Genomic DNA, 20,620 nt, shown 5'->3' with positions numbered 1-20,620 from the left:
AATTCAAAAAACAACAGAATTAACCTACAAACAATATCTTTTTTCTATTGCTTTAAAGACCAAAAAATAAACCCAAAAAAAAATACATAATCAATTTATAGCGTGGTTTCTTATCGCATTTAATAGGACTGCCAAAAAAAAATATGAAAGATTTATAGTACTAATTTTTTTAAACAACAATAAATATTAAAGTCATGAAAAATTCAAAATTAACATTCAAAGATTTTCAAATAGATACCATTTCTAGAGAAGAACAAAAAATAATTAGAGGCGGATACAAGGAACCCAATGATACTAATGAGCCTAAAAAAACTGGCGGAAAAGGAAATGCCTAAACAATAGAAAAACTTTTAAAAACTGATCCAAAAAAATAAAATCATGAAAAATAACAAATTCAAAAATTTTCAATTAGAAGCAATTTCTAGAAAAGAGCTAAAAACAATTAAAGGAGGTGACGATCCAGTTATTGATCCAAATAATCAGAACGAGCCTAAAAAAACTGGCGGGAATGGAAATCCCTAAGCAATAGAAAAACTCTTAAAAACTAATCTAAAAAATAAAGTCATGAAAAATAGCAAATTAACATTCAAAAATTTTCAATTAGAAGCAATCTCTAGAAAAGAGCTAAAAACAATTAAAGGAGGTGATGATCCAGTTATTGATCCAAATAATCAAAACGAGCCTAAAAAAACTGGCGGAAATGGAAATCCCTAACCAATAGAAAAACTCTTAAAAACTTATCAAAAAAAATAAAGTCATGAAAAGTAGCAAATTAACATTCGGAAATTTTCAATTAGAAGCAATCTCTAGAAAGGAGCAAAAAACAATTAAAGGAGGTGACGCACCAGTTATTGATCCAACTGACCCAAATGAACCTAAAAAAACTGGTGGGAATGGAAATCCCTAAGCAATAGAAAAAACTCTTAAAAACTAATCCAAAAAAATAAAGTCATGAAAAATAACAAATTAACATTCGGAAATTTTCAATTAGAAGCAATTTCTAGAAAAGAGCAAAAAACAATTAAAGGAGGAGGTGACGATCCAACTATTGATCCAAATAATCAAAACGAGCCTAAAAAAACTGGCGGAAACGGAAACAATTAAAAATAACTATATCTTATGAAACTAAATATTATTCGCAAACTGAGCTGGAGACACTCCGGTTCTTTTGCGAAATGATTTTGCAAAAGATACAGCATTTTTAAAACCAACACTTTCTGCAATTGCCTGTGTCGAATATTTTCGATACAAATGATTTGTAATCATCTGATTGATCACATAGTTAATTTTCAATTCATTAGAATATTCACTAAAAGACTTTCCAAATCTTTTATTCACCACATAAGACAAATAAGTGGTATTGGTCTTTATTTTTTTAGCTGCGTACGAAAGCGTAAAATCGGCATTTAAGTATTCTAGTTTTTCTTCTAAAAGCAATAATTTTTCTACTATTTTATTTTCTTTGGCTTCGTCGATGCTCAAATTAGCATTTTCCTTTTTCAAGACAACATCCTCTACTTCTGGAACTTCTGTTACTATTGCTTCGGCTGCAACTTGCTCAATTTCTGTTTTTTCAAGTTCTTTCTTTTCCAGATTAGCTTTGAACTCTTCAATTAAAGCGTTCATTTTCTTTTGCGCTTTATTTTTATCCCTAATATTTTTTATGAGAAAAAATACAATTCCAATTACGAGAATAACATAAAATATTTTCAGCGCTTTATTCCAAAACACCTCATATTTATATTTTTCCTGAACGCTAAGCATCTCTCCGCTAAGATCGGCCGTGCCCAATTTATAGTTAACCTCTAATGCTTCGTCTCTTAGATTTCCTTCATATTTTTCATAAGAATCCAAGTATAGTTTGGAGTGCTTGTAGGCTAACTCAGGTTCATTTTTAATACTGTAAATTTTAGCCTGTATATAATTAGACCTAAAAAAACTAATGTCTACCGTTTTATTTTTTTGACTAATAGAATCTACCTTTTTTAAAAATATAAGTGCTTTATCATATTTTTTAATCGAATAATAAAGATCTCCTAAATTATAACAAGCGACTTGATATAGAGATTCATTATCCGCTTGTTTTGCATAAAAAGAGATATCGTAATAAATTTTTTCGGCGTTGGTGAAGTCCTTTTTAAAGACATAAATATTACCTAAACTAAGTTTAGCAGTAGTCTTATTATCAATAAATTTATCCGAATAGGCTACACTTTTTTTGTAATAATATTCTGCAGAATCTAATAAATAGCTTTTTTCACGATTTTTAGAATAATATCCTTCATAAGAATTTCCGAGATTAGTATAAGTGTTACTTTTAGAATTTTGAAACTGATCTTTTTCGTAAAGACTCTCATTCTTGTCTAAGAATGCTTCATTTTGTTTTAAGATTTTTATAGATAACTGATAGTTGCCAACACTTTCATTAAGCAAAGCAATATTGGCTTTAAATTTTACAATTTGAACAACATCACTTATTTTTGAAGAAAGCTTAACTCCTTCCTGATAGCTGCCTAGAGCCTTACCATAATTAGATCTTTTCCAATAAGTAAGACCTCTATAGTTACATAAATAAGCTTCCAGTTTTGTTTTTTCGTTTGATTCAGGAATCTTGTTTAAGTGCTTTATCGCTTCTGCATACATTTTTTCAGACTTATCAGCATTTCCTTTTAACTGATACAAATACGAACCTGCGCCATAAGCAAAAGCTTTATGGATGTCGTTTTTAGACTTAAGCATCTGATTGACATAGCCTAAGCCTTCATCATTATCTCCATTAACACTAAAGCGGATTTTATCCTGTAGTTCTAAATACTTTTCTTCTGTAAGCTTTCCATTGGTTTGAGCGGCTCCACTGCAAAGTATTAGCAATAAAAAGAAAAAAGAGATGATCAGCCTCATTAAGTTTGTTTTTGGAATTCAAAAATAGTCTATAAATTATCAATAAACTACAATTTATTTGCCAAATTCCTATTAATTTTATTTTTACTATAAAAAAATATAACAATTTTATATCTATTTGTTATATTTTTATTCAGTAAATTTGCTTTGCTAAATTTAAATAACATGAAACCAGACCTATTTCAATCTCCAGATTACTATAACTTAGACGATTTGCTAACAGACGAACACAAATTGGTTCGTGAATCTGCACGTGCGTGGGTTAAGAGAGAAGTTTCTCCTATTATAGAAGAATATGCTCAAAAAGCTGAATTTCCTAAACAAATTATAAAAGGTCTTGGCGAAATTGGTGGTTTCGGTCCTTATATTCCTGTAGAATATGGAGGCGCAGGACTAGATCAAATTTCTTATGGTTTGATTATGCAGGAAATTGAAAGAGGCGATTCTGGCGTGAGATCTACCTCATCTGTTCAATCTTCTTTGGTTATGTATCCTATATGGAAATACGGAAACGAAGAACAAAGAATGAAATACCTGCCAAAACTAGCTACAGGGGAATTTATTGGCTGTTTTGGTTTAACAGAACCCGATCATGGTTCAGATCCAGGAAGTATGATTACCAATTTTAAAGATATGGGTGATCATTATCTCTTAAATGGTGCTAAAATGTGGATCTCAAATGCTCCGTTTGCAGATATTGCCATAGTTTGGGCTAAAAATGAAGAAGGCCGTATTCACGGATTAATAGTAGAACGTGGCATGGAAGGTTTTTCAACTCCAGAAACGCACAATAAGTGGTCGCTTCGTGCATCTGCAACAGGCGAGCTTATTTTTGATAACGTAAAAGTTCCAAAAGAAAACCTTTTACCAAATAAATCTGGTTTAGGTGCACCTCTTGGCTGTTTAGATTCTGCTCGTTACGGAATTGCATGGGGAGCAATTGGCGCTGCAATGGACTGCTATGACACTGCTTTAAGATATGCAAAAGAGAGAATCCAGTTCGGAAAACCAATTGGAGGAACTCAATTGCAGCAAAAAAAATTGGCCGAAATGATTACCGAAATCACAAAAGCACAATTATTAACTTGGCGTTTAGGTGTTTTAAGAAACGAAGGAAAAGCTACGACTGCGCAGATTTCTATGGCAAAACGCAACAACGTTAACATGGCGATTACCATTGCTCGCGAAGCAAGACAAATGCTTGGAGGTATGGGAATCACTGGCGAGTACTCCATTATGCGCCACATGATGAACCTTGAAAGTGTGATTACTTACGAAGGAACTCACGATATACATTTATTAATAACTGGAATGGATGTAACCGGAATCCCTGCGTTTAAATAATTGATAATTATTAAAATATATACAAAATCAATCTTAAAAAGCTTCTTCTAATAAAGAAGCTTTTTATCTTTGCATTAAAATTTTTTAAAATGAATATCGAAACGATAAACAAAAGCATACAAACACAAAAAGACCAACTATTACACCATTCTTTATACAATAAGATTCAAAACATAGATGACTTACACAGCTTTCTAGAAACACACGTTTATGCTGTTTGGGATTTTATGTCACTTTTAAAAGCATTGCAGGCTAAACTTACTTGCACAACAACACCTTGGTTTGCAACTAAAAACCCAGAAACTCGTTATTTAATTAACGAAATTGTTCTTGCAGAAGAAACCGATTTGACAATTGACGGAAGAAGACAAAGCCACTACGAAATGTATCTGGAAGCAATGGAAGCTTGTGGAGCCAATACAACTGGAGTTTTAAGCTTTTTATCAGAAGTACATTCGCTTCAAAATATATTTGTTGCCATCAAACAAAGTTCATTACATCCAAATGTAAAATCTTTCCTTGATTTTACATTTAGAGTTATCGAAGAAGGAAAACCACACGAAATTGCCGCTGCATTTACCTTTGGAAGAGAAGATTTGATTCCGAGTATGTTTACTCAGATTTTGAAAAATTTCCAGAAAAACCTTCCAGATACAGATTTAACAAAATTGCTATACTATTTTGAAAGACATATTGAATTGGATGCCGACGAACATGGACCAATGGCTATGCAAATGATTACAGAATTATGTGAAGAAGATGCTCAAAAATGGAAAGAGGTTGAAGAAGTTTCAATTCTTGCCCTAGAAAGACGTATCGCACTTTGGAATGCCATCGAAGAAGAAATCGTGATGAAAACCGAAATGGTTTAAAAAACAACAACGAGGTATTTTGCCTCGTTTTTTTTTATCTTTGATTTTGCTGATTGTAAACTACATACAAGATGAAAATTCTAGATTATATTCCCACAGAACAATTAAGACCTTTCATCAAGACGTACCGAATTATAGAAAGTCAGGACGAATTGATCAATAGGGTTTTGCCTAATACTTCTTTGGCAATAGCTTTTCGCTGTAATGGAGACGTTAATTACATTAAAGAAAATAGTAAGGAAAAGTTGCCCATTTCTACGATTTCGGGAATTCGAAAATCTGTTCGTCTAATCAATTATTCTAAAAATACAACCACTCTGGTTGTTCAATTTAAGGAAACGGGGGCCACGGCTTTTTTCAGAGAACCGCTTCATGAATTATTTGAAGAGAGTGTTTCATTAGACAATTTTATTCCGCGACAAAAAATAGTAATTATAGAAGGGTTTCTAGCCGAAGCAAAAAGCAATACCCAAAAAATTGCAATTGTAGAACAATTTCTGTTGTCTAAATTGCACAATTATAAACCTGATAAATTAATCTTGACTGCTGTTTCTATAATCCAATCCAAAAAAGGTATTATTAAAATAAAAGAATTGGCAGATACACTCTTTATCAGTCAGGATGCTTTCGAAAAAAGATTTAGAAAAACAATTGGTTCTTCGCCAAAACAATTTTGTTATGTAGTTCGAATCAAATCTATTATCGATCAAAAACAACATCACAAAAACCTTCTCGATCTTGCATTAGATGCAGGCTATTTTGATCAATCACACTTTAATAAAGACTTTAACCTATTTACGGGACAAACTCCATCTGAGTTTTTCAAATTTCCTTCTTTTTGGTAAATCAATGATTTTTTACAATTTTTTGGCTCTCACAATTCTGAATTTTACATCAACAAAAACTAAGAATTATGAAAACAAATCTTTTGATCACCATCATCTGTTTGACATTGTTTGGTATTAAAACACAAGCTCAGACATCAATTGCCGCATCAAATTCAGAAACCAAAAAATCAGAATCCATGAAACAAATCTTTATTGATCAATTTATCGTTCCCGAAAAATCAAAACAGGAATTTCTAAAAAGAGTAAGCATAAACAGAAACTTCATTAAGCACTTAAGCGGATTTATAAAAGATGAAACTTACGAACGTACAGACGAAAACGGAAACTCAATTTATATAACAATTGCCGTTTGGGAAAATGAAACCGCTGTAAAAAAAGCTAAAGAAAGTGTACAGAATGCATATAAAAAAGAAGGTTTTGATATTGCCGAAATGCTTTCCAGGCTGAACATTACTTTGGACCGAAACATTTACAGAGAAGCAAATTAAATGTGATTAAAAAGAAGTTAATTTACCAAAATCAATTCTTAAGAGTAAAACCAAAATAATGTGTTTAACGTAACTATTTGTTTAAAGCAAATAGAATCTAATTTGAACAAATTATGAAACCTCATTTTAAACAAATAGTTACTATCCTACTTTCAGTATTTCTTTTGAGCTGCAGTTCAGACGAAACTACTACTGCAACTCCTCCACCAGTTGTAACTCCACCTAAAACCACAGAACCACCAATTGCCAACAAAGTAAATTATTTAGCTTTAGGTGACAGTTATACCATTGGCCAAAGCGTGTGCGCTACATGCCGTTTTCCTGAGCAATTAAAGGCAAGTTTGAACGCAATGTACTCTAGCAGCGTTTCTCTTAAAATAATCGCTACAACGGGCTGGACAACATCCAATTTAATTTCGGCAATTGATTCTCAAAATCCAGAATCCAATTATGATCTCGTAACGCTTTTAATTGGCGTTAATAATCAATTTCAGCACAGAAGCTTTTCTATTTACGAAAAAGAATTCCCAGAATTAGTCAATAAAGCCATTATGCTAGCCAAAGGCGATAGAAAAAATGTTGTCGTTATTTCTATTCCAGACTACGCGTATACTCCATACGGACAAGCTCTTGCAGGAAATCAAAGCGGTACAATTTCAACAGAAATTAACCAATACAATACTTTTGCAGAGAATTATTGCAACACCAATCAAATTGCCTTTGTATCGATTACAGAAATCACGCGCGAAGGACTTAACAATCCAATTTTGATTGCTTCAGATGGTTTGCATCCTTCAGAAGCCGCTTATAGAATGTTTGTCGATAAGATGATGCCGAAGGTTAAAATCGCACTTCAGAATTAATATTTTTAATTTTTAGAAGCAGAAAAACTCATTTTCAAAATCACGTTTAGTCTCGTCCTGATAGCTATCGGGGCTAGATTAGAAGTATCCGTTTTTATAGAAAATATAACTACTTTTGCTAAAATTGATTCTTCATGATTCAAATTCCACAAAAGCAGATTAAAAACTTCTATGAAATTAGTTCCCGAAGAATTACTAGTAATTATTGATCCTCAAAAAGATTTCACAGACATTGACGGAAATTATGCAAAAAGACATTCCATCAGTCATATACAGCGAGTCAAAAATCTACTAAACGATTTAATCAAAAAGCTCGACAAGAGTAAATTTGTGATTATTTTCTCCAATTATCAAAAAGATCAATTTGGAATTGGAACCTCTATGTGTATTGAAGAAACAAAAGGCCATGAAATTGATCTCGACTTTGATGGTTCTTCAATCCTAATTTCAAAAACTGAACACAGCAGTTTTTCCTCTCAGGAGTTTAAAAACTTTCTAAAAGAAAATCAAATTCGCAGACTTATTTTATGTGGTTTCTTAGCAGAATACTGCATCAAACAAACCGCTCTTGATGCTCTTAAAGCTAGTTATGAAATAGTGCTTCTAAAAGAATTAATTCAAACCGGAGACGATGTGCAGCATAGAATCGAAGAAGTTTTAGTAAATTTAGAAAATCAAGGCGCTATAATAAAAGACAATCTTGATTTCGAATAAAGATCAATTTTAAAAATGCAAGTTTCACCTCCCAAAGAGTTATCACCTTATATTAAGCATTATCTGTTCTTAGATAATACCGAAACTGCTGTACAAAAATTCCGACTGTTTTCTGATGGTAATACTGGTCTTGTCTTTTCGATAAAAAGCAAACTCATTTCCGGAATTAATAAATACGAAATAAAAGAATATCTGCCCACTTCCTTTTTATACGGACAACTTAATGGTTTTAAAGATCTTTATTCTGAAAATGAAATAACGCTGATTATAGTCGTTTTTCAGCCCAACGGAATCCATCAATTGTTAGGCATTCCTGCCAATGAATTTCAAGATAGTATTATTCCTGTTGAAGATGTATTTGATGAAAAAATCAGAACCCTTCAAGAGAGTCTGTTTCAGCAAAAAAATTCAACACGAGTTCAGTTATTAAATTCTTTTTTTAAGTCCTTAATCGTAGCCAAACCAGCCTCAAATCAATTTATAATAGATCATTCTTTGCGCTTTATTATCAACAGTAAAGGACATTTCTCTATAAAACAATTAGTCGAATATACAGGTTATAGCGAAAGACATTTGGAAAGAAAATTCAAAGAATGCATCGGACTAAATCCGAAGAAATTTGGCAACGTTATAAGACTACATCATTTTTTAAAATTATTAAAAGACAAGTCTGACGATACCAATCTCACCACAATTTGTTACGATGCCGGATTTTCAGACCAATCACATTTAATAAAAGAATTTAAAAAACACACTGGAATCACTCCGACAGAATACTTTTATAACACCGGGAAATTAACCAATAATCTTATAAAAAGAACATTCTAAAATGTCGGTTTTGTACAATTTATAGCGTATTGCTCACTCTAATTTTGCCATAATTAAAAGTGAACAATATGAAAAATCTAAAAATAGCCACAGCCCAGTTCGAAAATAAAAGTGGCGACAAAAACTATAACTTATCTGTAATCGAAAAACTTTCTAAGAAAGCATCTGCCGAAAGCTGCGATGTGATTTCTTTTCACGAATGTTCTATAACCGGATATACTTTCGCAAGAAACTTATCGAAAGATCAAATGCTGGACTTGGCAGAATTGATTCCGAGTGGAGAAAGCATTTTAAAATTAATCGAAATTGCCAAAAACAATAACATTGTAATATTGGCCGGACTTTTTGAAAAAGACGAAAACGATAATCTATTCAAAGCGTATGTTTGTGTGGACAAAAATGGTCTAGTAGCCAAATACCGAAAACTGCATCCGTTTATAAATCCGTATTTAACTCCTGGAGATCGTTATTGTATTTTTGAAATTGAAGGTTGGAAATGCGGTATTTTAATTTGTTATGACAATAATATTATCGAAAATGTTCGTGCGACAAAACTTCTAGGTGCCGATATTATTTTTATGCCTCACGTTACAATGTGCACTCCTTCTACCCGACCTGGCGCTGGTTTTGTCGCACCTCAGCTTTGGGAAAACCGCGAAACCGACCCAACTTCGTTACGATTAGAATTTGATGGAATGAAAGGCCGTGACTGGCTCATGAAATGGCTTCCAGCAAGAGCTTATGACAATGCGGTTTATGCTGTCTTTTCGAACCCAATTGGTATGGACGATGACCAATTAAAAAATGGCTGTTCTATGATTATCGATCCTTTTGGAGATATACTGGCAGAATGCCGCACTTTTGATGATTCTTTTGCAACGGCAATAATCACTCCCGAAAAATGCATTCAGGCTGGAGGACATCGCTATATAAAAGCAAGAAGACCAGAATTGTATAGAGATATTATTGGTCAAGATCACAATTCTGAACAAAATGTAGTCTGGCTGAACTCTGATAAAAAAAGCATAAATTAACTATTTCGCCTGCTTTAAGCTGTTCAAAGATTTATCTTTGAAGATTCATTAATTTACAGAATACCCAATAAATGGAATTTTTTAAAACTAAAACTCAGGATATCGATACTGTTTTCGATATTTATAACGAAGCTACATCTTACCAGAAAACAGTCAATAATAAAAGCTGGAGGGGTTTTGAAAGAGCTTTAATAGAAAAAGAAATTGCTGAGAATCGTCATTTTGTAATTAAAGAAGGAGACGAAATCGCTTGTACATTTGTGCTTACTTTTAATGATGAAATTATTTGGAAAGAAGCCAGCAAAGACGCTGCAGTATATTTGCATCGTATTGCTACGAATCCACAATTCAGAGGGCAGTCGTATGTCAAAAAAATTATAGAATGGACTAAGAAATATGCCAAAGAAAATGGTAAAGAATACATTCGTCTTGACACGCACAGTGACAACGAAAGAATTAATAAATATTATACCAGCTGCGGTTTCACTTATAAAGGAATCAGCACCATAGAATGGACCAATGAATTACCAGAACATTACAAAGAAGGTTCTTTTAGTTTGTTTGAGATTAAGGTTTAGAATTGTATTTAATTAATTATCTGAAAAACTGTATTTTTGCTTAAATAATGAAAACCGTATCTTACAAAAATTAGCTTGTTTTTTACTGAAATTTATTTTCTCTATAAAACTTTAAATAACTTTGATTTTATGAGCACAGCAACAAAACCATATCATATAGGAAGAAAAATCAGCCGAATTCGCGAGCTGAAAGACATGAAACAAGAGGCTTTAGCACAAGCTTTAGGAATGAGTCAGCAGACTGTTTCAGCTATGGAAAACAGCGAAACCATAGACGAAGAAAAACTGAAAGAAGTGGCAAAAGTACTTGGAATGACCGTTGAAGCAATTAAAAACTTTTCGGAAGAAGCCGTAATTAATTACTTTAATAATATTTATGATAATGCAGCTTTTAACAAGCATTATAATGATTGTACTTTTAATCCTCTTGACAAAGTTGTTGAACTTTATGAGCGTTTGGTACAAGCTGAGAAGGATAAAAATGAGTATTTGGAGAAATTGTTGAAAGGGAAGTAAAACCTTTTATTTTTATAATAAAAAAGAGATCTGAAAATTTCAGATCTCTTTTTTGTTTTTATTTCGCAGCCCTAGCGGGACAATTTTCGAACCGTTTTTATGTTGGCTTGAAAATTATAAGTAGCGAGTAAACTTTAAAAAGTATCAGCTACATCAGAAAATTTGTTTTTTCATAATTTAAAGTTTTATAATACCTGTAGAGATGATCATAAATAATGAGCTCGTACATTCTTTGCTTAGAAGTATATTGTCGATTAATCATCATATGGATATGGCTTGCTAAAAAGTCATAAAGATCGATTTGAATTGCATTTTTTATTTCTAATACTTTTTCTGCTATTTGATTTTGTTTTTGTTCAATGGTTTCGAAAAAATCGGGAAAATCTTTTTTAGTTTCGCCCGCTAAGAAACATCCCATTTCGCCAACTAGTTTTCTGTACTTTTTATCAAGTTCTTTTTTTAATATATTATCTGCATCAAATTCTTTCTTAAAAGATTGTTGCAGCCTATTCATTAAATTATACTTATCTAAAATCGATAAAGAAAAAGAATTTAAAAAAGAATTTATTGAACAAAAACTGAACAAGAGTGCCATTTCTTTTTTTGCAAATGTTTTTTTTAGTGAAAGATATTGAATTGCCAATTCACTATCCTGCCAAAATAAAAATTCTGAATCTTCAATAGTGATTTCACCGTATCTTTCAATTTCTCTTTTATAAGTATCAGTTTGAATTTGCCATGCCAGATTTTCTTGGAGTAAATCATTTATCGGACGATAAAGCATTTGAATTACTTTTGCTAAATCTTTTCTGTTTTCTACCAGAAATCGGATTCTAAAATGTGTGTCAGTATCCTTGTATCGAATAAAGAACCATTTTTGGATAATTTTTTTCTTTTTTAATTGCAAAATAACAGGGTATAATTTTTCAAGTAAAACCAAATCAGTCGTTTGAACTCCTGTATAAATTTTATAATACAGCCATTCACTTCCTAAACAAAAATTTCTCTGCATTTATGATTGCTGTTTAAAAAATGATACTATAAATTGATTGTTAAAGCCTTTTCCAGCAATGTTTTTTACAATAGATTCGTCAGTAAATAGAAATTCTTCTAAAACAATTTTGTCTCTATTTCTAACTGACTTTAAAAACAATTGAATTCCAATTTCTGTTTGAAAATCTAATAACAAGGTATTATCAGAATTAACCCAATTAACGAGACATGGAATATCTTTGCTGATTCTCCAATTTGAGAATGCCTCAAACAAATCTTTGCCACTTAATTTTAAAAAGGATGCCACTTCTTCTTTCGCAATAATCCATTTTGCTTTTGAAAGTATAATTTCGTTGTATTCAACTCTTGGAAAGTAATTATAATGAGATTCTAAAACTCCCCAATTAAAACTATATATTGGCTTTGTATTTTGCGCCTGTAAATCACATAAAAAATGATATACAGGTAAAGAATTATTATAAAAGTTATGAGCGTTTGACAGACAAGGAATGACTTCTTTATCATGTTTTTTAGAATGTAGTATAATTTTATCGTTTCTAATAGATACAAATAAATCATTTAAATCGATCGTGTTTTTCTTTTCAACACCTGAATTTGCTAAATAGGCAATTTCATAATTTCTTAAGACAGGTCTCCGTAAAATATTTCCAGTTCTGGATTGTGGAATATGAACAATTTCAGCTAAAATTTTATCATGATAATAGTTTTGTTCTTTTTGAATAATCTCTTGGGTTAGCTTATGGATCTCAGAATTCCCATTACAAAATCGCCCCAAAAATTTTGTGGCACTTATGTTTCCTGAAGATTCAATGGATAACTTTTCATTATGGTAAACTTCAATTAGTGCTGAAAATGTAGAGGGGGCATCATCAAAATTAGCATCAAAATCAGGAAAGTCACTTTCTGACAATTCTATTTTTATTTGTTTTTTTGAAAGACATTCCTGAAGTTTTTTCTCTAAAATTGAATCATAGGAAGTCCAAACTTGATTTTCATTTTTATCCTTTTTTTGTTTAAAAGAGAAGGCTTCCAGTATTTCGTGCGAATCATTCATGTCATGATTTATTGGATAACCTAATCCAGATTCGACATCTAAAATCACCATAAGTGGCATTTCTTGAGATTCATATCTTTTAGAGAATGCTTTAGCAAACGCGTTAAGCTGATTCGATTCTTTTTTCGGTTGTATGCCATTTAAAAAACAAAGTCCTTTAGCTGCTTTTTTTATAATAATTGCATTTAGACTATTTGATATGGTGGTTGCAGTTAAATCGGTCTGGAAGAGATATTTTTCATCATATTCAAATCCTTCCTCCAAGATTTTTTCTTTGATTTTTTCGTATTGATTTTTTGTTGGAATTAATGAAATGTCCAAATCTAAAATCTGTTTATTTATGGTTTCTAAAAAGCGATATTCTTTTTTTAGGTCTGGAACATTTTTAAAAATAGCCAAAACCCTCTCAAATTCATTATTGCTGGTTACAGTGGCATCTATTTCGCTTACTAAAAATTGGAAATCTATAAGGTGCATAATAAACTCATAAGCTTCTCTTTTTTCAGAATCATTATCTGCTAAAATAGAAACTATATCATCTATAGTTAATCCTAATTTTGTTTGCAGCATTATTTCTTTTAATGCATCAGATTTTCGTAAAGATGTTATACTATGTTCACGCTTATTTTTTACGTATTTGTATTCAATATATCTGTAAAAATCACCAAATTCATAAATAGAAGAATTAGGGTAATATTTTAAGCGAGAAATTACTTTTTTTTGTCTAGCAATATTTTGCAATAATGCTACCCAGAATTGCATATCAAATTGAGTAAACCGTTTGTATTTTTTGGGCAAATCTAATATTATATTAGTTTCAGTATTAATTTTCCCAACAGAACATCCTGCAAATAACCCAAAAGGAGTACACCTTGAAGATATTCTTGCAATATACTTGAGTAATGTAAATTCTAAAGCTGATTTTTTTTTGTTAAAAGAATCAGCTTTAAAACTTTCCCATTTGTTAAGCTCATTTATTAATTCTGGCGATGCCATACTTAATGCTTCTTTGACTAATGCATTTTGGTAAATAGCAATTGACTTTCCGCTATTGTAATTTTTGAGAAGATCCAGATAAAATGAAAGGGGAAATAAAGGAGTTCTAAGTACATATTGCGAAAAAGGGGAAATTTTAAACTGTGGCTTCATTTCTTTTTCTTACTAACCTTTTCTGCAAGTTGCATCGCATTATAGACATTTAGAACTTTTCCTGACTTAGACAATTCAGAGAATGGAACTTTCTTGTCTTCAGTACCTGGTAATATAACTTCGAAATTATATGCAGTTCCAGAATCCATAATAATTTGTTTTACTTCTTTTGCTGTAAGATTCGGGTAATAAGACCAGATTATAGCAGCGGTTCCTGATACCATTGGCGCTGAAAATGAAGTTCCAGAATCGGTTTTATAAATGTTTCCAGCTCCAGTAGTATAAATATCTTCTCCAGGAGCAAATAAGTCCACATTTTCTTTGCCGTAATTAGAGTAGTCAGAGACTAATTTTTCGCCTAAATTTTTACTAGTTGAGCCAACATTAATAAAATTATTACAGACCCCTCGAATGCCTTCATAGTTTTGATCATTAGGATAATGCATTGATTTGTCTAAATCCTCACTGTCGTTCCCAGCACTATGCACCAAAAGAACATTATGCTCTTCTGCATATTTAAAAGCATCTGTTACCCAGTCTTTATGCATAGAAAACTCTTTTCCAAAAGACATATTAATTATTTTGGCTCCATTATCGACGGCATAACGAACTGCCATTGCAATATCCTTATCATGCTCATCTCCAGAAGGAGAAATATTTAGAGGCATGATTTTTACATCGGCAATTCCTTTTATGCCAATATTATTTTTTCTATTAGCGGCAATGATTCCAGAAACCATGGTATTATGATCTTGAATAGTTCTTACTCCTTTTATGGTGTTGCTAATCTTATTATTGCCGTAACCCTTTTCCAAAATATTAGGATTATCACCAATAGGCAGACGTTCATTATAATCTATATTCAGGTTTTTATTTACAATTGAATCTAATTGGGTTTGCTGATCTTTTAACTTTTCAAACGTGTTTTGATGCATGTCTCTATTAGCTATCATAGAGCCAATTAACGCGCCAAGGTCATCATCACCATCATCACGCCTTTGCCAAAATTCTTTTTCATTGGTTTTATATTTTCTGTAAAGGCTATCAAGTTGTTTGTATGTATAATTTTCGTTAGGAAAAAAATATTTTAATGTATCTTTTGCTTTAGGATAAAGTCTAACTTTGTAATTTAAGGACTTAAACCATCTTCGATAGTATTTGTTTTTTTCTTCAAAAGTTTTTAGGGCTCTTTGATATTCTTTAAATCTCCACAAATCTTTAGCATCAATTTGTGATTCAGTTTTGTCCTTAAATAATTCCCCCCAGTCCTGTACTATTCGAACATATTCATATCTGTTCCAAACAACGTAACTACCGCTTTTAGTTCCTGTAAAGCTCCATCCGTTAATATCATCTACGTAACCATTTTTGTCATCATCAATTCCATTATTTGGAATTTCTTTAGTGTTTGTCCAAAGTTGCCCTTTTAAGTCTTCGTGATCTATATCAATTTGAGTATCAATTACAGCAACAATGATATTTTTATCTTTTTGCTTTTTTTTATTTAAACGATACCATTTTTCTAATGAAATTCCGGGGATATTATCTTCTAAGTAATCTTTTTGATACCAGTTTTGCGATTCTGAAGTACTGAATTCTATTTTTGATATGCTTTTCGCTTTAAGATTATTTGATTCCTTAACTGTTGTGCAACTTAGAAAAAAGAATATAAAAAGAATAACTGTGAAAAATGATTTCAAGCCCATATTATAATATTTGGTATTTTGATAGTTTTTGGAACATATGGTTAATGATAAATCTTATATTAATTATCTATTGCAATCGGCAGAAGAACCATCTTTATTATTCTTTTGATGATTTGTGTCAATGGGATCATCCTTGCCAATTGCACCGCCAACAATTACATGTAAGTTTTTTAGCTTAGCTACATCAAATTTTTCAAGATCAAATTTTTGTGTCGCTTTTCTTTCGTTTTTAGTTTTCATCTATATATAATTTTTTAAATTATTATTAATGTTGCAAATATAGGTTTCCTCTTTTAAGATCATTAAAAACAAGTTGTTGCATTTATCGAAATTCCTGAATTTCGAGTTTATTTTATTTTTTAGTTTTTTGATATATAGTGTTTTGTGTTTATTTTTCTAGGTCTACTTCTCTAATAAAATAAGTTGGTTTTAAACCTGTTTTTTTATAAAATGCACTTGAAAAGGATTCGGAATTGTTAAAACCAAATTCTAACGCAAGTGCCTGGATAGTATATTTTCTAAGTTTGCCGTCTGTTTTTAATTTTTGAACGGCATAGTCAATTCTGAGATCATTTAAATACTGGGTAAATGTTTTTTCTTTATATATATTTACAATTTTTGATACATACTTACTATTAGTTTCAAATGCGTTGGATAGTGTTTGTATTGTTACATTTGATGTTAGATATCCTTTTTGTTTTTCAAATTGGTTTAGTTTTTTCAAAATTTGATTTACCACTTCTTCACTTATGCCAATCACTTCAAGTTTATTATGATCAATTTTGTTTTCATTCTTATTTATGAGTTTTTTGCTATCGGCAGTATTTGTTTCTCTGATTAATTCTTCAAATCTTAATCTGTATTGTTTTTTTGTACTATATTGATAAAATGCAAAGCCGCCTACACTAAGAGTTAACAAAAACAAAAAGCCAAGCCCCCAGCGGTTTTTTATTTTATCACTATTTAATGAGTTAATTAAATTTTCTTTTTCAGAAATTAAACGTGGTGTATCATATTCTTTATATACTAACTTGTTTAATTCCCTGTAATTTTTCTGTAAAATGCTATCTATGGCCATATATGAAGTTATATACTTTAATTGCTCTTCTTTTTCTCCTAAGTTTTTATAATAATTAATCAAATAGGGATAACCTTCTACAAACTCTTTATTAATTTCTTTTGTGGCTTTATAAATAGAATCTACTTTAATAAAATTTTCAATTGCTTTTTCTTTTTTACCCAATCCGTCATAAGCTTTTCCTAAATAGTAATATGCGGCAAGCTCATTGCCTGTGTTTTTATAAGCAATCATTTTGGGCAATGATTTATTAATACTATCGAGTGCGGCATTATAGTTCTTCTTTAAGATCTGGTTTGTTCCCTCATTCAATACAAAAAGATATTTGAAAAGTTCATTTTTTGTTATTGAAGACTCTTTATATCCTAACTTATTATAAAAAGAAGTTGAATCTGTATTATGTAAAGATTTAAAACAATCGGCTATTCCAAAAATGACGCTTTGGAAATCGTCAGCACATTTCCCTGTTCTAAAATCTTTGGTTCTATAATAATTAAAACATTCCTTATAGATTTTTAAGGCTCCTTCGTATTCTTCTAAGTTTTCTGATTTAATGATTCCTATATATTCCCTTACGACATAATAATAGTCTAAATTAGTTCGAAGCGCTACTTTTTCCGCTTTGTTATAATTAATCATCGCCTCTTTAAACTTAAATTGAGCCTTCAAAAAGTCTGCTTTTTCACAGTAAGCGGCTGCGGGAAAAAATTTATCATTTGACCCTTCTGAATATTTGATAACACTATCCAAATATTGAATTGCTTTATTTTTATCGGATTGATAGTAGAATAATGCAATTTGATGATTAGCCTTAGCTTTTCTAATATCAATGTTTTCTCTTATGGCTTTTGTCATATAAGCCTTTGTGTACAAAATTTGTTTTTTTGGGTTACCCGCGTTATCAAAATATAAATCGTGTAATTGATCATATGACAGTGTTGACAAGTCTTTTTGGGGAGACTGAGCAACTACAAAAATAGGAAGTAGTAAAGAATATAAGATTTTGATAAGTTTATGCAGAATCATTATTGAGGTTTCTTACAAAAATAAGGCATCTTTAAGGAATTATATTAATAAATTGGTTGTTTTTTGCTTACTGTTAAACTGTTTGTTTTCAATACTTTATGTGTTTGTTTTTGCAGAATTCCTGAATTGAGTATCGATATTCCTGAATTTCGATAAGCAACATTTGTTGGTGCTATCGTGTTTGTCTAGTTTTGGTTTCAGAAAAGTGAGACAATTTTTACAGAAGACGTCACTGCTATAAACAAATCACAATCTATTGTAATTGGCCAATTACAAAAAAGTATTTTCAAATGGAATATTTCTTTTTTATGATGCATTTGTGATAAAAGTTATCGCATAATCTTAACTATTAAAAAAAGAGCAGTCCATTTTGCTGTAAATGAAGTTTGTCAAAACGGTAGAAAAACAAAAAAATGATATCGTTTAAACTGCCATTATAAGCTATGCAAGAAAAAAATAATTATCAACCAGCCAATGTAAATGTATATGGATAAATTTATTAAGTATGTCGTTTGTTTCTTTATTGCACTTTTTGTTTTGTCGTGCAATAATGATGAATTAGAAAAAAATCAAGAAAATGCAAAAACAGCTAAGACCGATTTAAAATTAGAGAAATTTTCAAATCCCAACATTGCACAAAATGTTGAAGCAGATTTTGAAAATGTCAATGAGATTGAAAAAGATGATTTTAAAATTTCAGAATTTTCAGCAAAAGAAAAAGTTGTAAACAGTTTTGAATCTGACGTTCTGCAAAGCCAATTGAAATATCAAGCTGTTACAATTGAAAATGATGGCAAAGCGCTATCGTATTTTTTAGAGGTTTATACGCTTGAAAAAAGTGTCGTTTACCCTGAAACGATAACCAAGCTGAAGGAATTTTCAGGGGGACTGAATGTGTATTCCTTTAATGGGGAAAATTTAGGTTCAGTTGTAGTTAGAAACGGCAAAGCAACAAATGTTTCAGGAAAAGATGAGTTGGATGTTTTGACAAAAGCAATAAATTTGTTTTATGTTCCGTCGAACAATACAAACAAAATTCCTTTATGCGATGCGACATATACACAAGTTGTAGAGCAGACTCAAGACCGTTGGCGAATAGTTAGTTCAGGCACAAAGATTTTATCTGTTCTATATGATGGTCAAAAAGTAACACGAACTACCGCTATATTGCCTTACCCTTGTGATGGTTCAGGAGATGCAGACGCTATAATATTGCAACGACAGGCACACTATGAACGTTATGGTGAAAATGGGCAATATTTAGGAGCAACTACTAATCTAGAGGGATTTATAGTAACCAGTAAAGCCCAATATGATGAATTGGCAAGTAAAACAAATTCTAATGGAAGTGATATGACGTATGAAGCTTTTCAAAATAATACATCTTCAGCTAATGTAAGATTTTATAAAGTACCTTGGGCTGGTGTTCGAATGGTTATAAATGAAAAGAAAGTTGGAAATAATTATGTAGTAGAAGAAGTAAAAAGTACTACATTTGGTATGTCTATTTGTTTTAACTGGGAACAAACAAACTATAGGTGGACTACAAATGGTTCTACAACCACTATTGTGGTAGATGGTATTTGGTCGTATGACGTTGTTCTGGAAGGGATAGGAACAGCTTATCGAGAAATAACCACTTACGCAATATCTATTAATAATAGAACTGGAAAAATAATTGAAGGAGTAAGAACTTATTAAAAAAAAAATATAAACTATGGAAGATGTAACAATCAATGCTTTTACGGTCTCGTTTTTAATTTGGCAAATATTTAATCTGGCTATTTTGGTAGGAATAATTTATTTGTTGTATCGATTGTATAAAAAAATAAAATAAAAAATTATTTATTAATATATTTTAAACCTCGAATGACGTTCGAGGTTTTTTTGATTAATATAAAGTTGATTATTTATGGAAGTAAAACGGATTAGTTGCCCCAAATAATGTCTTTAAAGAACATGACTTAAAGTCGTATAAAAATGGCAAATGACGCCTATAAGGCACCTTCATCCGCAAAAGAGTTTATTTCTCTGAAGAGATAATTAGATATCCAGTAATTTTATATCAAGCAGTTAGACCGCCTCTCTGATCTTTGCAATCATATATTTATCTGCTTCTGAGGAGCTAATATTGCCTGAGGCATGATTATATTTAATCATAATGTTTGTGGCATTTGCTTTCAGGACTACCGAAAATATAACTCGAAGATCCAATATTGTTCCCTTAATTTCTCCTAAGGACAATTCGTAAAGTCCTAAGGCTTTGAATGAATGATTCAGAAATAATATTTTAAATTGTTCATAATCTATCCTACCCTGATCCCCCGCTCCGCAAGTATTCGTTGATAGAAGCTGTGCAAATATCTCTGACTTTGCTTTTTTTTCTTTTTTTTCTAAAGAAACGTCAACGTGTCAAAAGTCTCTGATTTTTATAAAATAAATCAATGTAAAACAAAAAAAGCTCCAGATTTCTCTGAAGCTTTGTCTTATCTTAGCAGAAAGGAAGGGATTCGAACCCTCGATACAGTTACCCATATACTAGCTTTCCAGGCTAGCTCCTTAAACCACTCGGACACCTTTCTATTTTGGTCTGCAAATAACACAAAA

At 31.3% G+C, this 20,620-nt stretch carries 23 protein-coding genes and 1 tRNA gene; 16 read left to right on the top strand and 8 right to left on the bottom strand.

What is annotated here, in order from left to right:
- Nucleotides 1-194: 194 nt before the first annotated feature.
- Genes M0M44_RS06685 through M0M44_RS06665 form a run of 5 tightly spaced genes read left to right on the top strand, consistent with a single transcriptional unit; the run spans nt 195 to nt 1,104 of the window.
- Nucleotides 195-335, top strand: coding sequence for an rSAM-modified peptide (locus tag M0M44_RS06685; protein WP_248729065.1), 141 nt, complete (start codon nt 195-197; stop codon nt 333-335).
- Nucleotides 336-378: 43 nt separating this feature from the next.
- Nucleotides 379-522: an rSAM-modified peptide gene (locus M0M44_RS06680; RefSeq protein WP_248729064.1), complete on the top strand. Its 144-nt coding sequence runs from the start codon at nt 379-381 to the stop codon at nt 520-522.
- Nucleotides 523-564: 42 nt separating this feature from the next.
- Complete coding sequence (locus M0M44_RS06675; RefSeq protein ID WP_248729063.1) at nt 565-714, top strand: TIGR04149 family rSAM-modified RiPP; 150 nt, start codon at nt 565-567, stop codon at nt 712-714.
- Nucleotides 715-757: 43 nt separating this feature from the next.
- A complete protein-coding gene (locus tag M0M44_RS06670) occupies nt 758-907 on the top strand; it encodes an rSAM-modified peptide (RefSeq protein ID WP_248729062.1) in 150 nt (49 codons plus the stop codon).
- Nucleotides 908-951: 44 nt separating this feature from the next.
- On the top strand, nt 952-1,104 hold the full coding sequence (locus M0M44_RS06665; RefSeq protein WP_248729061.1) for an rSAM-modified peptide: 153 nt from the start codon (nt 952-954) through the stop codon (nt 1,102-1,104).
- A 21-nt stretch (nt 1,105-1,125) separates the two neighbouring features.
- Here M0M44_RS06665 and M0M44_RS06660 read toward each other — a convergent pair whose 3' ends face one another.
- A complete protein-coding gene (locus tag M0M44_RS06660) occupies nt 1,126-2,901 on the bottom strand; it encodes an AraC family transcriptional regulator (protein WP_248729060.1) in 1,776 nt (591 codons plus the stop codon).
- Between the two features lie 165 nt (nt 2,902-3,066).
- Between M0M44_RS06660 and M0M44_RS06655 the strand changes: the two genes are divergently transcribed.
- The 10 genes from M0M44_RS06655 (at nt 3,067) to M0M44_RS06610 (ending at nt 10,986) form a co-directional block, all read left to right on the top strand.
- Nucleotides 3,067-4,245: an acyl-CoA dehydrogenase family protein gene (locus tag M0M44_RS06655; protein WP_248729059.1), complete on the top strand. Its 1,179-nt coding sequence runs from the start codon at nt 3,067-3,069 to the stop codon at nt 4,243-4,245.
- An 89-nt stretch (nt 4,246-4,334) separates the two neighbouring features.
- Complete coding sequence (locus M0M44_RS06650; RefSeq protein WP_248729058.1) at nt 4,335-5,117, top strand: DUF3050 domain-containing protein; 783 nt, start codon at nt 4,335-4,337, stop codon at nt 5,115-5,117.
- A 71-nt stretch (nt 5,118-5,188) separates the two neighbouring features.
- A complete protein-coding gene (locus tag M0M44_RS06645; protein WP_248729057.1) occupies nt 5,189-5,962 on the top strand; it encodes a helix-turn-helix transcriptional regulator in 774 nt (257 codons plus the stop codon).
- Between the two features lie 68 nt (nt 5,963-6,030).
- On the top strand, nt 6,031-6,453 hold the full coding sequence (locus M0M44_RS06640; protein ID WP_248729056.1) for an antibiotic biosynthesis monooxygenase family protein: 423 nt from the start codon (nt 6,031-6,033) through the stop codon (nt 6,451-6,453).
- 113 nt (nt 6,454-6,566) lie between these two features.
- Nucleotides 6,567-7,316, top strand: a complete 750-nt coding sequence (locus M0M44_RS06635) for an SGNH/GDSL hydrolase family protein (protein ID WP_248729055.1) — start codon at nt 6,567-6,569, stop codon at nt 7,314-7,316.
- A gap of 171 nt (nt 7,317-7,487) precedes the next feature.
- Entirely contained in the window at nt 7,488-8,030 is a 543-nt protein-coding gene (locus M0M44_RS06630) for a cysteine hydrolase family protein (protein WP_248729054.1), read from the top strand.
- 15 nt (nt 8,031-8,045) lie between these two features.
- Nucleotides 8,046-8,858 carry an AraC family transcriptional regulator gene (locus M0M44_RS06625; RefSeq protein WP_248729053.1) on the top strand — a complete coding sequence of 271 codons (813 nt, stop codon included), beginning with the start codon at nt 8,046-8,048 and terminating at the stop codon, nt 8,856-8,858.
- Nucleotides 8,859-8,926: 68 nt separating this feature from the next.
- Nucleotides 8,927-9,892 (top strand): nitrilase family protein, encoded by a 966-nt coding sequence (locus M0M44_RS06620; protein ID WP_248729052.1) that lies wholly within the window; start codon nt 8,927-8,929, stop codon nt 9,890-9,892.
- Nucleotides 9,893-9,963: 71 nt separating this feature from the next.
- A complete protein-coding gene (locus M0M44_RS06615) occupies nt 9,964-10,470 on the top strand; it encodes a GNAT family N-acetyltransferase (RefSeq protein WP_248729051.1) in 507 nt (168 codons plus the stop codon).
- Nucleotides 10,471-10,599: 129 nt separating this feature from the next.
- Nucleotides 10,600-10,986, top strand: coding sequence for a helix-turn-helix domain-containing protein (locus M0M44_RS06610; RefSeq protein WP_248729050.1), 387 nt, complete (start codon nt 10,600-10,602; stop codon nt 10,984-10,986).
- 148 nt (nt 10,987-11,134) lie between these two features.
- Here the strand turns inward: M0M44_RS06610 and M0M44_RS06605 are convergent, their stop codons facing one another.
- The 5 genes from M0M44_RS06605 to M0M44_RS06585 all read right to left on the bottom strand — a co-directional run bounded on the left by M0M44_RS06605 (nt 11,135) and on the right by M0M44_RS06585 (nt 18,013).
- Nucleotides 11,135-11,998, bottom strand: a complete 864-nt coding sequence (locus M0M44_RS06605) for a thiopeptide-type bacteriocin biosynthesis protein (RefSeq protein WP_420842759.1) — start codon at nt 11,996-11,998, stop codon at nt 11,135-11,137.
- Nucleotides 11,999-14,203 (bottom strand): lantibiotic dehydratase family protein, encoded by a 2,205-nt coding sequence (locus M0M44_RS06600; protein WP_248729048.1) that lies wholly within the window; start codon nt 14,201-14,203, stop codon nt 11,999-12,001.
- Nucleotides 14,200-15,903 (bottom strand): S8 family peptidase, encoded by a 1,704-nt coding sequence (locus tag M0M44_RS06595; protein ID WP_248729047.1) that lies wholly within the window; start codon nt 15,901-15,903, stop codon nt 14,200-14,202. The genes M0M44_RS06600 and M0M44_RS06595 overlap by 4 nt, the downstream gene beginning before the upstream one ends.
- Nucleotides 15,904-15,972: 69 nt before the next feature.
- On the bottom strand, nt 15,973-16,149 hold the full coding sequence (locus tag M0M44_RS06590) for a hypothetical protein (RefSeq protein ID WP_248729046.1): 177 nt from the start codon (nt 16,147-16,149) through the stop codon (nt 15,973-15,975).
- A 148-nt stretch (nt 16,150-16,297) separates the two neighbouring features.
- The gene (locus tag M0M44_RS06585) at nt 16,298-18,013 is read right to left on the bottom strand and encodes a helix-turn-helix domain-containing protein (protein ID WP_248729045.1); all 1,716 of its coding nucleotides are present in this window, start codon (nt 18,011-18,013) and stop codon (nt 16,298-16,300) included.
- Between the two features lie 486 nt (nt 18,014-18,499).
- Between M0M44_RS06585 and M0M44_RS06580 the strand changes: the two genes are divergently transcribed.
- On the top strand, nt 18,500-19,714 hold the full coding sequence (locus tag M0M44_RS06580; protein ID WP_248729044.1) for a hypothetical protein: 1,215 nt from the start codon (nt 18,500-18,502) through the stop codon (nt 19,712-19,714).
- Between the two features lie 372 nt (nt 19,715-20,086).
- On the opposite strand, the gene M0M44_RS23865 is transcribed toward M0M44_RS06580, so the two are convergent.
- A complete protein-coding gene (locus M0M44_RS23865) occupies nt 20,087-20,293 on the bottom strand; it encodes a JAB domain-containing protein (protein ID WP_420842777.1) in 207 nt (68 codons plus the stop codon).
- Between the two features lie 215 nt (nt 20,294-20,508).
- A tRNA-Ser gene (locus tag M0M44_RS06575) sits at nt 20,509-20,595 on the bottom strand.
- Nucleotides 20,596-20,620: the final 25 nt, after the last annotated feature.

This window comes from Flavobacterium humidisoli (genome assembly GCF_023272795.1).
Taxonomy (GTDB): Bacteria; Bacteroidota; Bacteroidia; order Flavobacteriales; family Flavobacteriaceae; genus Flavobacterium; species Flavobacterium humidisoli.
This window is presented reverse-complemented; position numbering and strand designations above follow the sequence as displayed.